Origin of the sequence: Labrenzia sp. 5N (genome assembly GCF_012395805.1) — a bacterium.
GTDB classification, from domain to species: domain Bacteria; phylum Pseudomonadota; class Alphaproteobacteria; order Rhizobiales; family Stappiaceae; genus Roseibium; species Roseibium algicola.
In genome coordinates, this window is record NZ_JAAZTM010000006.1 from 28,214 (window position 1) to 42,735 (window position 14,522).

At 60.6% G+C, this 14,522-nt stretch carries 12 protein-coding genes; 7 read left to right on the top strand and 5 right to left on the bottom strand.

The features are described 5' to 3' along the window. Positions 1-168: 168 nt before the first annotated feature. Positions 169-2,751, bottom strand: a complete 2,583-nt coding sequence (locus HEP89_RS09370) for an ABC transporter permease (protein WP_209014570.1) — start codon at positions 2,749-2,751, stop codon at positions 169-171. Continuing rightward, positions 2,748-3,458, bottom strand: a complete 711-nt coding sequence (locus HEP89_RS09375; RefSeq protein ID WP_168691877.1) for an ABC transporter ATP-binding protein — start codon at positions 3,456-3,458, stop codon at positions 2,748-2,750. Before HEP89_RS09375 ends, HEP89_RS09370 begins: the two co-directional genes overlap by 4 nt. Positions 3,459-3,581: 123 nt before the next feature. Here HEP89_RS09375 and HEP89_RS09380 point away from each other — a divergent pair, with 123 nt between their 5' ends. The 4 genes from HEP89_RS09380 to HEP89_RS09395 all read left to right on the top strand — a co-directional run bounded on the left by HEP89_RS09380 (position 3,582) and on the right by HEP89_RS09395 (position 8,471). Continuing rightward, positions 3,582-4,208, top strand: coding sequence for an arylesterase (locus tag HEP89_RS09380; protein WP_031270103.1), 627 nt, complete (start codon positions 3,582-3,584; stop codon positions 4,206-4,208). 78 nt (positions 4,209-4,286) lie between these two features. Further along, the gene (locus HEP89_RS09385) at positions 4,287-5,339 is read left to right on the top strand and encodes an NADP(H)-dependent aldo-keto reductase (RefSeq protein ID WP_168691878.1); all 1,053 of its coding nucleotides are present in this window, start codon (positions 4,287-4,289) and stop codon (positions 5,337-5,339) included. Positions 5,340-5,539: 200 nt separating this feature from the next. Beyond that, entirely contained in the window at positions 5,540-6,076 is a 537-nt protein-coding gene (thpR, locus tag HEP89_RS09390; protein ID WP_023002705.1) for an RNA 2',3'-cyclic phosphodiesterase, read from the top strand. A 430-nt stretch (positions 6,077-6,506) separates the two neighbouring features. Next, on the top strand, positions 6,507-8,471 hold the full coding sequence (locus tag HEP89_RS09395; RefSeq protein WP_168691879.1) for a methyl-accepting chemotaxis protein: 1,965 nt from the start codon (positions 6,507-6,509) through the stop codon (positions 8,469-8,471). 2 nt (positions 8,472-8,473) lie between these two features. Here the strand turns inward: HEP89_RS09395 and HEP89_RS09400 are convergent, their stop codons facing one another. Then, entirely contained in the window at positions 8,474-9,649 is a 1,176-nt protein-coding gene (locus HEP89_RS09400; protein ID WP_353622307.1) for a glycosyltransferase family 4 protein, read from the bottom strand. Positions 9,650-9,693: 44 nt separating this feature from the next. Here HEP89_RS09400 and HEP89_RS09405 point away from each other — a divergent pair, with 44 nt between their 5' ends. Next, complete coding sequence (locus HEP89_RS09405) at positions 9,694-10,521, top strand: alpha/beta hydrolase (RefSeq protein ID WP_197923184.1); 828 nt, start codon at positions 9,694-9,696, stop codon at positions 10,519-10,521. A 10-nt stretch (positions 10,522-10,531) separates the two neighbouring features. Here HEP89_RS09405 and HEP89_RS09410 read toward each other — a convergent pair whose 3' ends face one another. Next, a complete protein-coding gene (locus HEP89_RS09410) occupies positions 10,532-11,173 on the bottom strand; it encodes a DNA-3-methyladenine glycosylase 2 family protein (protein WP_168691880.1) in 642 nt (213 codons plus the stop codon). Between the two features lie 127 nt (positions 11,174-11,300). Between HEP89_RS09410 and gluQRS the strand changes: the two genes are divergently transcribed. Beyond that, entirely contained in the window at positions 11,301-12,185 is an 885-nt protein-coding gene (gluQRS, locus tag HEP89_RS09415) for a tRNA glutamyl-Q(34) synthetase GluQRS (RefSeq protein WP_168691881.1), read from the top strand. Positions 12,186-12,197: 12 nt separating this feature from the next. Here gluQRS and HEP89_RS09420 read toward each other — a convergent pair whose 3' ends face one another. Continuing rightward, a complete protein-coding gene (locus HEP89_RS09420; RefSeq protein ID WP_055659947.1) occupies positions 12,198-13,172 on the bottom strand; it encodes an AEC family transporter in 975 nt (324 codons plus the stop codon). A gap of 176 nt (positions 13,173-13,348) precedes the next feature. Here HEP89_RS09420 and HEP89_RS09425 point away from each other — a divergent pair, with 176 nt between their 5' ends. Further along, positions 13,349-14,512: a hybrid sensor histidine kinase/response regulator gene (locus tag HEP89_RS09425; protein ID WP_168691882.1), complete on the top strand. Its 1,164-nt coding sequence runs from the start codon at positions 13,349-13,351 to the stop codon at positions 14,510-14,512. Positions 14,513-14,522: the final 10 nt, after the last annotated feature.

The window sequence follows — 14,522 nt, forward strand, 5'->3', positions numbered from 1 at the left end:
AGATCAGCGCCCGCCAAGAATTCGTTCGATCTTGTTTTCGGAAGTCTACCGGTTCACCGGAAATAGCCTTGCTGATCAAAGGAGACACGACCGAAGCCGGCAAACGTCCTTTGATCAGCTATTTTCTGTGTGCACGTTGGCCGCTACAGCAGCTGACCGCATTTTGCGCTAGAGATTTCGCAGGACAGGTGCGGGCTTTTCACCCAGCACCCGCCATGTGCCGACGAGGCCGAAACCTACCGTCAGCACCAGCGCGATCAGCGCGGCACCTGCTGCGGTCACCGGCATCATCACGAACGACCCATCCATGATCTGCGTTATCACGTACCAGGCGGCGACCCCTCCGGCCAGCAGGGCGAACACCGCCGTTGCAAGGCCCAGAATGGCGTATTCGAGTGCATAGGCGAAGATCAGGCGAGCCCGTGTCGCGCCAATGGTTTTCAGAATGACCGCATCGTAGATCCGGCTGCGATGACCGGCGGCAAGTGCACCTGCCAGAACCAGAACGCTGGCGATCAGCGTGATCGAGCTTGCGCCGCGGATGGCCCAGGCGAGCTGTGCCACCAGATCGTTGACCTGAGAGATCGCGTCCTTCACCCGGATTGCCGTCACTGTCGGAAAGGCGTTCGAGACAGTCTTCAACAAGGCAAGTTCCGTCTCTTCCGGCACATCATCGTCCCAGCCAAGGGTCATCAGATGGGCATGCGGGGCACCGACAAAAGTGTTCGGCGAAAAAACCATCACGAAATTGATCGCAAGGGACTGCCATTCCACCGTACGTGTGTTGGCAATTTCCGCCGTGATTTCCCTGCCGAGCACATTGACCGTGATCCGGTCTCCGATCTTGAGGCCGAGATCGGTGGCGGCCTCTTCATCGAAGGACACCAGCGGAATGCCTGTGTAGTCCTCCGGCCACCAGGAGCCTTCTTCCAGCTTCGAGTTCTTGGGCAGGCTTGCGTCATAGGTAATGCCGCGATCACCGCGCAGCACCCAGCCGGAGCCTTCCTGGGCGGGGACGAACTTGTCAGCTGCAATACCGTTCAGCGAGACAATGCGTCCGCGCAGCATCGGGACGCTTTGCAGGTTGGCGTCGGATGCTTCAGCATTCAGCAAGGCCTCGAAGGCATCGCGTTCATGGCTCTGGATATCGATGAAGAAGAAGCTCGGAGCCTTGTCGGCAATGGTTGCGGTCAGCTCGCGCCGCAGGTTTCCGTCGATAAGGGCAAGCGCGACCAGCAGCGACAGGCCAAGTCCGAGCGACAACACGACTGACGGGGTCAGCGCTCCGGGGCGGTGAATGTTTGCAATCGCCAGCCTGAGCTCGGTCGAGCGGACGCTGGGCAGGCGCCTGGCTATGGCCATGATCGCGCGTGCGACCAGCACCAGCAAAACGAACGCACCGGCGGATGCGGCGATGTAAGTGCCGGCCATGCGCTGGTCGTGGGCAAGCAGAATGGCGATGGCGGCAAGGGCAAGCACTGTTGCCGCGGTGGCAAACAGGTAGCGTTTGCGCGGCAGCTTGGCGCCGCCGGTCACGATATCCCGGAAAAGGGCCGTCGGCGGTACGTCATGAGCCCGCCCCAACGGCCAGATTGCAAAGGCGAGAGCGGTCAGGAGGCCGTAGACGAGGCCAAGGGCAAGCTCGGTCGGATAGATGCTGGCCGCGAGCTTGACCGGTAGAACCGGCGCCAGTGCGGCAGCCGCGGCAAAGGGGATCAGGGCACCCAGCACAAGGCCGACGACGATGCCGAGAAGCGCAAGCACCAGCATTTGAACCAGATAGATCTTGAAGACGAAGCCGCCCGTCGAGCCCAGGCACTTGAAGCTGGCGATAACCTCACGCTTGGTTTCCAGATAGGCGCGGATGGCATTGGCCACGCCAACGCCGCCAACAACCAGCGCGGTGAGGCCAACCAGTGTCAGGAATTGTGCGAAGCGATCAATGCTGCGTTGAAGGCCTGGGGACGCATTGGCGCGGGAGCGGATACGCCATCCCGCGTCCGGTTGGGCGGATTTCGCCTCTTCGACGATCCCTTCCATTGCTTCCAGGTTGGGAGCCGGGGCCATTCGAACGCGGTAATGCCAGCGCACCAGGCTGCCGGGCTGGATCAGGCCGGTTTCAGGCAGGGCGGCATCGGAAATCAGAAGGCGTGGACCGAATTCCATGCCCCCGGCCAGTTTGTCAGGTTCGTTGGCAATGGTGTCGGCAATTCGGATGGTGGCTCGCCCGAGGGAGAGCGTATCTCCGACATTCGCACCAAGCCGCGCCAGAAGAGAAGGGTCCACAACGGCGCCCCAGGTCCCGTCTTTCCGGGCCAGGGCCGTTTCCAGGGCCTCTCCGGAGGCAAGTTCAAATGTGCCGTAAAGGGGATAGGGACCGTCGACGGCTTTCAGCTCTACCAATGCCTGATCGCCGGTCTCAGGTCTTCTTGCCATGGCCCGCGTGGTCGCAACGCGGGAAAGGTCACCAAGGCCGTTCAGATAGGCAAGTTGATCGGCGTCGGCCTGCCGGTGGATCAGGGAAAAATCGAGATCACCGCCCAGGATGGACTGACCTTCGCGCGAAATTCCTTCTGTAAGAGCCCGTGAGACAGACGTGACGCCTGCGATTGCCGCTACGCCGAGCGCGATACAGGCAATGAAAATGTAAAAGCCCTTGAGGCCGCCGCGCAGTTCACGAAAGGCGAACCGGGCAGCAAGGCGCATCGTCTGGTGGTTTGCCGGTGTGCTGCCCGGGACAAACGCGCTCATGCAGACACCTCGCGGCGGGCGCGGTCAGACGTTTCTTCTTCGATTTCTCCGGAGCGAACGCGGATCATGCGGTCGCAGCGGGCGGCAAGGCTCGGGTCGTGGGTGACCAGAACCAGCGTCGTGCCCCGGTTCTTCTGGGCGGTGAACATCAGGTCGACAATCTGTGCGCCGGTGCTTTCATCGAGGTTGCCAGTCGGTTCGTCTGCGATCAGGATCGCGGGTTCGACGACCAGCGCCCTTGCCACGGCGACACGCTGCTGTTCGCCGCCGGACAGTTGCGCCGGGTAGTGGTGCATGCGGTGGCCGAGCCCGACGGCATCCAGTTCCGCCTTGGCCTTGTCGAAGGCGGCGGTATCCCCAACAAGTTCCAGCGGCACGGCCACGTTTTCCAGCGCGGTCATGTTGGGAACAAGGTGAAACGACTGAAAAATGATCCCGACATTGCGGCCGCGGAACCGGGCCAGCTGGTCTTCGGACAGGGGGCCGAGTTCGGATCCGGCCACGTTGACCGAGCCTTCATCGGCGCGTTCCAGCCCCGCCATGACCATCAGCAATGTCGATTTTCCGGACCCTGATGGGCCGACAAGGCCGACGGAGGCCCCCTTCTCGATCTGAAGGTCGATCCCCTTCAGGATATGCACCCGCCCGGCGCCTTCGCCGAGGGTCAGGTGGACGTCTTTCAGGGCGATCGCGGGCGAATTTGTCATTCTCTGGCCTTTACAATGGACGTGTGATCGTCTTCCTGACAGTCACAAGCCCTCGACAATTGGACGCTCTGCGACCATATGGGCCTGTTGAAGAGCGTCTTCCAGTCCCAAAAGAGTGTTCACGTGAACCGGTTTATTGCCTGCCTGACGATAATCATCCTGTCTTTCCTGCCAATGGCCGCCCAGTCGGCCGATCTGAAACTGGTGGTGCTGGGGGACAGTCTGTCCGCCGGCTATCAGCTGTCGGCAGGTGAGGGCTTCACGGATCAGCTCCAGAAAGCGCTTGATGCGAAGGGGCAATCGGTCGAGGTCGTCAATGCCGGCGTGTCTGGCGACACGTCAAGCGGCGGGCTGTCGCGGCTGGACTGGTCGGTGGGACCGGACACCAGTGCCGTCATCGTGGAGCTTGGGGCAAACGACGCGTTGCGGGGGATCTCTCCGGAGCTGACGCGCAAGAATATCGACGAAATCGTCCGGCGCCTGACGGAACGCGGTGTTGCCGTGCTTGTTGCGGGCATGCTGGCTCCGCGCAATCTTGGGCCGGAATATGCCGAGGCATTCGATCCGATCTACTCCGATGTTGCCAAGGCGCACGATGCGTTGTTTTATCCCTTCTTCCTCGAGGGAGCCGCCCTCAATCCCGATCTCAACCTTTCCGACGGTATGCATCCCAACGCCAAAGGGGTGGAAGTCATCGTCGAAAACATTCTGCCGAAAGTGGAAGAGCTTTTGGCCAAAGCCCGATCCTAGGGGCTTTGCTCTGGACCTGGGGTGGAAGCCGATCCGGCTTCCGGGACGCCCCGTTTTCAAAATTTGAAGGATAGTCTTATGGAAAAGCGCCGTCTTGGCCGCACGGATATACAGGTCAGCGCCCTTTGCCTCGGTACCATGACCTTCGGGGAGCAGAACTCCGAGGCCGAAGGTCACGCCCAGATGGACCACGCCGTGGAAAAGGGCATCAATTTCTTTGACGCGGCAGAACTTTATCCGATCCCGCCGAAGAAAGAGACCCAGGGCCGGACCGAGCGCATCGTCGGCACGTGGTTCAAGAAAACCGGCATGCGGGACAAGATCGTCATGGCCACCAAGGTGGTCGGGCGGACCGACATGGACTGGTTCCGTGAAAACGGTGCGAAGGCGAAACTGGTTCGCGAAGAGATCGAATTTGCGGTCGACCGCAGCCTGAAGAACCTGGAAACAGACTATATCGACCTCTACCAGATCCACTGGCCGGACCGGAACGTCGGCGGCTTCGGTTCAAACCCGACGCGCTGGGCGGATGTCGAACCGGCTCCGGACGAAAACAGCATCCAGTCGACGCTGGAAATCCTTGGGGATCTGGTCAAGGCCGGCAAAATCCGTCACGTCGGTGTCTCCAACGAAAGTGCCTGGGGCACGATGCGCTACGTCGCCGCGTCCGAGATGTATGACGTGCCGCGGGTGGTCTCGATCCAGAACGCCTATTCCCTGGTCAACCGGACCTTCGAAACCGGCCTTGCGGAAGTTGCCCGCCGGGAAGATGTCGGTCTTCTGGGATATTCGGCACTGGCCCAGGGATATCTGACGGGCAAATACCGCAATGGCGCCCTTCCGGCAGGTGCCCGCAAGACGCTGTTCAACCGCCTGCAGCGCTATGAGCACCCGCGCGCCATCGAGGCGGTCGATGCCTATCTGGACCTGGCGCAGGAGGCGGGACTTGATCCGTCGCAGATGGCACTTGCCTTTGCCATGTCGCGGTCTTTCATGACATCGGTCATCCTGGGTGCGACGACCATTGAGCAGCTGGATACCGACATCGGAGCTGCGGACGTTACGCTGAGTGCCGATGTTCTGGAGAAAATCGATGCGCTGCATCAGAAATTCGGCAATCCGGCGCCGTAACGGGTGTAACTTCCTGATCGATAAATCTTTTTAGAGAATCATCTGCAGATCGGAGGCCGGGCTGGTTATGAACCAGCCCGGTTTTCATTTGAGTGCGGCGCTGAATTTTTGAACGCGCTCAAAAACTTAGCTTTTTGTCTTGCGATTTTCATGAAGTTGATTCCTCATGGGATTCATCAGCGACAGCGGAGGGAACACCCATGCCGCGCCTATTTACAGGCCTTGAGATTCCGTCCCAGACGGCACTCATGCTTTCGATGCTCCGGGGAGGCCTTCGGGGCGCCCGCTGGATTGATCCGGAGAACTACCACATCACCTTGCGCTTCATTGGCGACATCGACGACCGTACGGCCGACGAGATCGCCGCCGCGCTTGATCGTGTCCGCAGGGATCCGGTGGAAATCCGCCTCAACGGTCTTGGTTCTTTCGGCAACGGCAAGCCGCATGCGGTCTGGGCCCGGGTTGAGCCGACCGCTCAACTTGCCGAATTGCAGGCCGAGCAGGAACGCATCATCCAGCGTCTGCATCTGCCGGCCGAGCGGCGCAAGTATGTTCCGCATGTCACCCTTGCCCGTTGCAGGACCTCGACCAACGAGGACGTGGCCAAGTGGCTGAGCGAGCGCGGCAACTTCCAGGCGCAGCCCTTCATTGCCGGACGGTTTGTGCTGTTCTCGGCGAAATCGAGTGTCGGTGGCGGCCCCTATCTGGTGGAAGAGGCCTATCCGCTGGCAGCGTGACGTCCGCGTTCTGGTGGCGTGCAGCGAGGCCACAGAATTTGCGTATCGGCAGAATGAACCCAAGCCTTTGCCGGTTTCGGGTCGCTTTTGGCTGAAACCCTGAAAAAGATTGCACCGACGCGACGCGAAAAAATGACGCACGCTGGCGTCCGCACTCCTTTTGTGATGGTCAAAAGTGACAGGAGGGGGCCGAGAAACTGTGCGGTTTTTGGGCAGGCCGGAATTCCAGAGCAGTGAAAAAGGCTGTTTTGCCTAAATAATAAGTTGAATGAATTCTCTGAATGATTGAGTGGGTAGAAGTATAAACCTCTGGTTTAGAAGATTAGTCGGCTCAGTATTCAAGTTGCGTAAAGGAAAATTAATGGCTTGAGCGTTTTCTAGGCACACTGTGCAAGGCTCACAAGAGCTGCCCCAAAAAAACGAGACCATTATGAAGTTCTTTGCAGATCTGCCCATCGCGGTGCGTGTCGGAGCGCTGTCCGCAATCGCCGTGGTTGCCATTGGCGTATTGCTTGGCACGGCACTTTACAGCCAGCAAATCGTGTCGCACGAAATCGACAATCTGGCTGAATATTCGCAAATGGACTTCAAGGTGTCGCAGGTTCAGGCTCATGCGCAGAACATGCAGCGCAGCCAGAAGGACTTTCTTCTGAACAAAGACCTTGCCTTCGTCGAGGAATACAAGGCCGAGTTCGAGAAAGCCCAGAGTAACCTGAACGATGTCGATACGAAGCCGCAATCGGCTTCCATCAAGGATAACATCGCCAAGCTTCGTGATGTTCTTGACCAGCACAAGGCAAAGTTCGACGCTCTGACCAGTGAGCTTACCCGAATGGGGCTTGATGAGAGCACAGGGCTGCAGGGGTCTCTGCGCACTGCCGTGCATGACGTGGAAAGCAAGCTGGATGCCGCAAATCTGGATGCATTGACCGTCAAGATGCTGATGATGCGCCGTCATGAAAAAGATTTCATGCTGCGCGGTGACGAGAAATATATCGGCAGGATCGGCGAACGGCGGGCTGAATTCGCAGATCTGTTGCCGAAAAGCGGGCTGCCCGACGCCGAGCAGGCTGAAATCGGCAAGCTGCTGGATACCTACCAGGCCTCCTTCCAGGCTTATGCCGAATTGTCCCAGAAGATTGCTGCCGACCTGGCCGAGATCGAGGCAATCTACGCCCAGGTCGCTCCGGAATGGGCGGTGATGTCTGAAGCTGCCTATGCGGGCAAGCTGGCCGCCGGGGAAACGCTGGACACTGCCCAGGTCTTCTCCAAAACAACATTCCTGACCGTTTCCGCCATCGCGCTGGTGCTGTCTATCGGGCTTGGCTGGCTGATCGGACGCAGCATTACCAGGCCGGTGAAAACGCTTACCGGAACCATGGGAACGCTCGCTGGCGGATCCATCGACATCGACGTCCAGTACACCGACCGCAAGAGCGAGATCGGCAGCATGGCCCGCGCCGTGGAAGTTTTCCGCGCCAATGCCGTCCGGACCCGCGAACTGGAAGCGGAACAGAAGGAACAGGCAGCAAGAACCGCCGCCGAGCAGAAGCGGATGATGATGGAGCTTGCCGATAGTTTCGAAAGCTCCGTTGGTGAAATCGTCCAGGCGGTATCGTCCTCGTCGTCCCAGCTGGAATCGAGCGCAAGTTCCATGAGCGCCACCGCCGAGCAGACCCAGCAACAATCCTCGAACGTTGCCGCGGCTGCCGAGCAGGCATCTGCCAACGTTCAGACCGTTGCCTCCGCAGCCGAAGAGCTGTCGTCGACGGTTTCGGAAATTTCCCGACAGGTCGCCCAGTCTTCAAATGTTGCTGCCACGGCAACGGCGGAAGCCAAGAAAACCAACGACCAGGTTCAGGGGCTCGCCGAAGCCGCTTCGCGCATCGGTGAAGTGGTGAAGCTCATTTCCGATATCGCGGAGCAGACCAACCTTCTGGCGCTCAATGCCACCATTGAAGCGGCCCGTGCGGGTGAGGCCGGCAAGGGATTTGCCGTCGTTGCGTCGGAAGTGAAGGAACTTGCCAGCCAGACGACCAAGGCGACCGAGGAAATCTCCCAGCAGATTTCCGGTGTCCAGTCGGCGACCCGTGACGCGGTCTCTGCTATCGACGGCATCACCAAGACGATCTTCGAGATCAACGAGATTGCCGGCGGGATCGCGGCGGCTGTCGAAGAGCAGGGCGCGGCAACCACCGAGATCGCGCGCAATGTGCACGAAGCTTCCACCGGTACACGGGATGTGACCCGCAACATCAGCAGCGTCAGCGAAGCAGCCACCCAGTCGGGGCATGCGGCGGAAGAGCTGCAAGCGGCGTCCGGCACGCTTGCGAGCAATGCCCGGGCGCTTCAGGCGGAGGTCGACGGCTTCCTGGCACGCGTACGCGCCGGCTGAGATCAGGTGCCCAGCAGGCCGGCATAAACACCCAGCGTGCGGGCGCACATGGTTTCGACCGAGAAATTCTGGCGGACATGGGCGAGAGCCCGGTCCGCCATTTTGTTTTTCTCGTCCACGTCCTGGCCCAACACACGGACAATGGCATCCGCCAGAGCCTGAGGGTCGCCCGGTGCCACCCGCCAGCCGGTGCGTTCGCTTTCGGCCGCATCGGGCGGGGAGAGGACGGTTTCAGGTACCGCCCCGAGGTTGGAGACGATTACAGGCACCCTTGCGGCCTGTGCTTCAACTGCCGCCCGGCCGAAAGCTTCCGGTTCGACAGAAGCAACAATCGCAATATCGGCCAATGCCATGGCGGCGGGAACGTCGGCACAGTGACCGACGATCCGGACCTTGTCCTGCAGTCCGTTGTCGGCAATCAACTTTTTCAACTCCGCCAGATAACCATCGCGACCCTGGGCATCGCCCGCCAGAATGGCGATCGGGTCGGACGGCAGCCTGTCTTGCAGAAGCGCCATCGCCTCGATCACGACACGCTGTCCCTTCCAGGCGGTCAGCCGGGCCATGTTGAGAAGAATCGGGCGTCCCATCGGGATGCCCCACTGGTCCTTCAATGCCTGCAGCCGCAGAGCGCTGACATTGTCGGGTAGCAGGCCTTTCAGATCGGATCCGCGCTGGATGACGGTGATCTTGCCTTTTGCGAACGGGTGCCGGTCTTCGATCAGCCCGCATATGAAATGCGAATTGGCAATCACTGCATCCCCCCGTGCCATGACCGAATTGTACCAGCCCTTCAGCGCATTCGACTGGTTATAGGTGCCGTGGTAGGTGGTCACGAAAGGGGTTCGGGTGCGCCGTGCGGCCCACAGGCACGACCATGCCGGGGCCCGGCTGCGAGCATGAAGCAGGCTGACCTTGCGTGTGGTCACGATCTCCGCCAGCCTGGCTGCATTCTTCCAGAGGGTCGCCGGGTTCTTCGACTTGACGGGCAGGACAATGTGCTCCGCGCCAAGGGCTTCCAGTTCCGGCACCATCTGGCCGCCCTGGCTTGCAACGAGAGCCTTTCCGCCGGCTTCCACCACCGCTTTGGCAACGTCCAGCGTCGTGCGCTCGGCGCCACCGGAGTTGAGATCCGGGATCACTTGCAAAATCGTGGTCTCAGAAGGCAGATGAACCAAATCGGATCTCCGGTGAACTGGTCAAGGCGGGGCGTCTGTGCCAAATGGCATGGACAGAAAACATCTATCAGAACGAGAGCCTTAATATGGGTGATTCCGAACCGCAATTCATCCAGATCGGAAAAAACGACGTGAAACGCCGGATTGCCGTGCGGAACGCGCCGGGTTCCGGGGCAAGTTCGTTACCCGGCATCTTGTGGTTGTCCGGGTTCAAGTCGGACATGTCCGGGACAAAAGCCGAGGCATTGGCCCAGGAAGGGGCACGAAACGGGCAGGGTGTGGTGCGGTTCGACTATTCCGGCCACGGCCTGTCGGAGGGTGATTTCGAAGATGCCTGTGTTTCCGACTGGCTGGAGGAGGCACTTGCCGTTTTCGATGCTTGTTGCCCGGGCGAAACCGTATTGGTCGGGTCCTCCATGGGCGGTTGGCTCGCCTTGTTGCTGGCGCTCGCCCGCAAGGACTCTGGCCGTATCAAGGGGCTGGTTCTGATCGCTCCCGCGGTTGATTTTACCGAAGAGCTGATGTGGAAGCAGCGCTTCAGCGATGAGATCCGTGCCGCCATTCTTGCCGATGGCCGCTGGGAGCAGCCTTCCGCCTATAGCGACGCGCCCTATGTGATCACGCGCAAGCTGATCGAAGATGGCCGCAATCACCTACTGTTCGGGACGCCGCTTCATCTCGGTGCTCCCGTTACGATCCTGCAGGGCGCGCAGGACCCGGATGTGCCGGAAAGTCATGCACGCCGCCTGGTTGAGGCCTTGCCGCTGGACGATGTCACCTTTTCGCTGGTACCGGATGGCGATCATCGTCTGTCCCGGCCGGAGGACATTGATCTTCTGTTGCGGGCCGTTGCCGACATGTCGGCCCGATAGGGACCACACCCTAGACTGGCAGGGTTTCCCGGCCCTGTTTTTTGACCTTGTACCAAGCCCAGAAGAGACGGGCGGCAACGGCGCGGTGCGGTGTCCAGGCCTCGGCGATGACGTCGAGCTCTTTTGGTGCTGGACGTTCTGCCAGGCCGAGGGACTCCTGAACCGCGACTTGCAAGGCCAGGTCACCGCTCGGGAAGACATCAGGATGTCCCGCGCAGAACAGCAGGAAGATATCCGCGGTCCAGCGGCCGATACCCTTTATATCGCACAACACGCGGTGGGCTTCATCCGCCGGCGCCTGTGCCAGATGAGCCAGGTCGAGACCATTGCCGCAAGCTTCCGTCAGCGCGCGCAAGGTCCGGATTTTCGGTCGGGAGAGGCCGGCGCCTGCCAGTTCCTCGTCGGTGAAGGTTTCCAGGTTTTCTGCCGTCAGCGGCGCAATCAACACCTGAAGGCGCGCGAAGATGGCAGCCGCGCTGGCAACCGACACCTGCTGTCCGGTGACAATCTGTGCAAGACCTTCAAAATCGGCTACGCGGCGGCGCAAGGGGATCGGGCCTGCTGTTCCTGCAATTTCCTGCAGGCGCGGGTCGAGACGGATCAGCGCCTTGAGACCGGCTTCGATGTCTTCTTCGGTGGTAATCGGGGTCATGTCGGCGGGGCTTGTCCGGAGATGTCTTGAACTGCCGGGCGATACTGTCTCTTGCGCGGCGGCTGGGGAATGATAGGTAGGACTTCACTCATCAGCCCGCTCCGCGTCAACAGCCTTTGCCGATCTCATGACCCAGCCCGTGTTCCGCTTTGCTCCTTCGCCCAATGGGCACTTGCATCTGGGGCATGCGCTTTCGGCTCTCCTGAATGCGCGTGCAGCTGTTGCCCTCAGTGGCCGGTTTCTCGTGCGGGTGGAAGACATCGACCAGACCCGGTGCACGCCGGACCTGGAACGGGAGATGTTCGAGGATCTCGCCTGGTTGGGTGTGCCGCTCGATGAGCCCGTGTTGCGCCAATCGGAAAATTTTCCGCAATACCGGGCAGCCCTGGAAAAGTTGCAGGACATGGGCCTGGTATATCCCGCCTATCTGACCCGTGCTGAAATCAAGGCGTTCGTTTCAGCCAAGGAAGCTAATGGAGAAAGCTGGCCGCGGGATCCCGACGGTGCGCCGCTTTATCCTGGCGATGCCGCGGTTCTTTCGCCGGAAGAGCTCAGGAGCCGGGCGGCCAGCGATGCGCCGTTCTCACTGCGTCTCGACATGCAGCGCGCCCTCGCACAGATCGGAAGGGTGCTGTCGTGGCAGGAAACGGGGGCGGAAGGCGAAAGCCTGTTTGCCGAACCTGTCGCGGTGCCTGTCGAGGCAGCAGCATGGGGTGATGTGATCCTTGCCCGCAAGGACACGCCGACGAGCTATCATCTGTCGGTGGTGGTCGATGATGCCAGGCAGGGCATCACGGATGTGCTGCGCGGACAGGACCTTTATCACGCAACCAGCGTGCACAGGGTCCTGCAGGAACTGCTCGGCCTGCCGTCACCGGTCTACCGGCATCATAGGCTCGTCCTGGGGGCGGACGGACGCAAGCTCTCGAAGTCCAGCAAGGACACCAGTCTCCGGTCGTTGCGTGAGGCCGGCATGACCCATGCCGAATTGCGCAAGAGGATCGGGCTCTAGCGCGTTCAGGGATTAGCGCAGGCTCATGCCGAACCAATGGTCCAGGAACCAGATCCACAAGCTGGCAGTAACGATGGCGCAGAGCGTGGTCATGGTAATCGCATTTGCTGACATGGAATGGCCAGTGCCGTATCGGTTGGCGAAAATATAGGCGTTGACACCCGTCGGGCAGCTGGCCGTCAAGGTCGCAACGGCTGTCCACAGAGGCGGCAAGTGGAACACGAAAGCCCCGAAACTAAAAACGACGATCGGCATCAGCAGCATCTTGATGATGCTGAGGATCAGTCCGGGTACGATATTGCCGCGCATGCCGTATTGCACGAGGCTCATGCCCAGTGACAGCAGTGACAGAGGCAGTGCCGTGGCGGCGATGCGGCTGATTACGTCGAGACCGATCTCCGGCAGCTCCAGGCCTGTCTGCCGCCAGACAAAGGCGGCGACGATGGTGACGACGAGGGGGTTCTTCACCAGGCTTTTTCCGGCTCCCATCAACAGTTGGGAAATGGGAGGGGAGGCCGTGCCGTTGTCGATCGCAGCTGCCCGCTCCATCATCACTGCCATCAGCACTGTCATCGTGGCCAGGTGGATCGAGATGATCAGCAGCAGCGGGGCCAGGCCTTCGTCGCCGTATACCGAGGCGACCAGCGGCAGTCCGACCAGAATCGTGTTGGCGAAGGCGGCGGATATCCCGCCGATCGCGCTTGCCCGGGCATCGCGGCCGAAACCCTTGCGAATGATCAGCGATCCGAGCAGCCAGGCAAAGCCGACGCCGATGAAGTAGGTTGCCCAGAGCGCCAGCGGAACACCCGCGCTCAGGTCAGCGCCGATCAGCGATCGGAAGATCAGCACCGGGATCGCCACGATATAGACGAACTGCCCGAGTGCTTCGCTGATGCTCTGGTTCAGAATGCGGGTTTTGGCGAGGCAGTAGCCAATGCCGATCAGCAGGAAAACCGGGGCGACGATCGTAAGTGTTTGAGCAAGCATCTATGCGGCAACCCAAAGGCTGTTTCCGGTTGATTTGGGACTGGGTGCAGGTGGATGCCGGTCTGGATGGACAGCGGCCACACGGCAAGGTAAGCAGAATTTCGACCAACTTGGCTTTTTGGCGCGTGTCTGGCAAGCCCGGTTGAGACCCATTCAGGCGAAGGATCTCCGGCCGCATGGCAAATCATGACGAGGACAGCGTCAAACTTGCGCTTCTGGCCCACGATCTCAGAACGCCGCTTGCCGCCATGCGCCTGACGGCGGAGCTGATCGGCACCGGTCCGCTGAACGGTACACAGAAGGATCAACTGTCGATCCTCATTCGCTCCATCGATGCACTTACGCAGATGACGGGCGAGCTTGTCACGGCTGCCGAACCGGGATCGCAAGCGGAAACAAGACCCAGTCGGATCGCCGATGTCGTTTCGGAAATTGCCGACCTTTTCCAGGTCGCGGCCGAAGCAAAAAACCTGACCTTGACGCTGAAAATAGACGACGAGGCCCGCAAGGCGGTTACATCGAGTGGCGGGACACTGCGCCGGGTGATCACGACATTGCTGGACAATGCTGTCAAATACACTGCTGAGGGCGGGGTCACGGTTGATGTTCGCGCAGCCGGCCACAAATCGGAGGATGCATCCGGTCAGGGCGATCCGTCCTCCATCCTGATTTCCGTTGCAGACAGCGGCCCCGGCATCGAGCCTGAAGAAGGCGCACGGCTGTTTCGGCCCTTCGTCCGAGGCCGGCACGGCCGGGAAACCGCGCCTGGAACGGGTCTTGGTCTGTGGGGGACGGCGCAGTTCGTCCGGGACATGAATGGCCGGCTGACACTGGCGCGTTCCGAGACCGGCGGCAGCCGGTTCAACGTGGAAATTCCGCTCGGCGAGGGCGATGACGGCCTGTTGCAGGCCGAGGCAGACCAGCATGGAACGTCGACAACGTCCGAAGATGTGTCTGTCACCGGGCCTTTGTCGGCGCATGTGCTTATTGTCGATGACAACGAGACCAATTGCCGTCTGCTGGCAGCGCTGCTGGAATCCTTCGGCATTTCGTCGGAGGCCGCCAGATCGGGCGAGCAGGCTGTCGGTCTCGTTCAAAAGAGCGACTTCGATGCCGCGTTGCTCGATCTGCACATGCCCGGCATGAGCGGTGTCGAAACGGCCGAGGCACTCGGCTCCCTGCGCCCGGACCTGCCGCTGATAGCTGTGACGGCGGCTCTGGAGTCTGTTGGCGACACGCGTTTGCGGGATGCGGGGTTCCGGGAAATCCTGACAAAACCCCTGTCACCTGCCGCCCTTTTCGAGGCGATGAAACTGGCGAGCGGACGCAAAGCGGGCTGAGGGCCACACC

Excerpts from the sequence above, each read along its gene's own strand:
- HEP89_RS09375 (WP_168691877.1), bottom strand. The coding sequence starts at position 3,458 with ATGACAAATTCGCCCGCGATCGCCCTGAAAGACGTCCACCTGACCCTC.
- HEP89_RS09410 (WP_168691880.1), bottom strand. The coding sequence starts at position 11,173 with ATGACCCCGATTACCACCGAAGAAGACATCGAAGCCGGTCTCAAGGCG.
- gluQRS (WP_168691881.1), top strand. The coding sequence starts at position 11,301 with ATGACCCAGCCCGTGTTCCGCTTTGCTCCTTCGCCCAATGGGCACTTG.
- HEP89_RS09395 (WP_168691879.1), top strand. The coding sequence starts at position 6,507 with ATGAAGTTCTTTGCAGATCTGCCCATCGCGGTGCGTGTCGGAGCGCTG.
- HEP89_RS09420 (WP_055659947.1), bottom strand. The coding sequence starts at position 13,172 with ATGCTTGCTCAAACACTTACGATCGTCGCCCCGGTTTTCCTGCTGATC.
- HEP89_RS09385 (WP_168691878.1), top strand. The coding sequence starts at position 4,287 with ATGGAAAAGCGCCGTCTTGGCCGCACGGATATACAGGTCAGCGCCCTT.
- HEP89_RS09405 (WP_197923184.1), top strand. The coding sequence starts at position 9,694 with ATGGCATGGACAGAAAACATCTATCAGAACGAGAGCCTTAATATGGGT.
- thpR (WP_023002705.1), top strand. The coding sequence starts at position 5,540 with ATGCCGCGCCTATTTACAGGCCTTGAGATTCCGTCCCAGACGGCACTC.
- HEP89_RS09370 (WP_209014570.1), bottom strand. The coding sequence starts at position 2,751 with ATGAGCGCGTTTGTCCCGGGCAGCACACCGGCAAACCACCAGACGATG.
- HEP89_RS09425 (WP_168691882.1), top strand. The coding sequence starts at position 13,349 with ATGGCAAATCATGACGAGGACAGCGTCAAACTTGCGCTTCTGGCCCAC.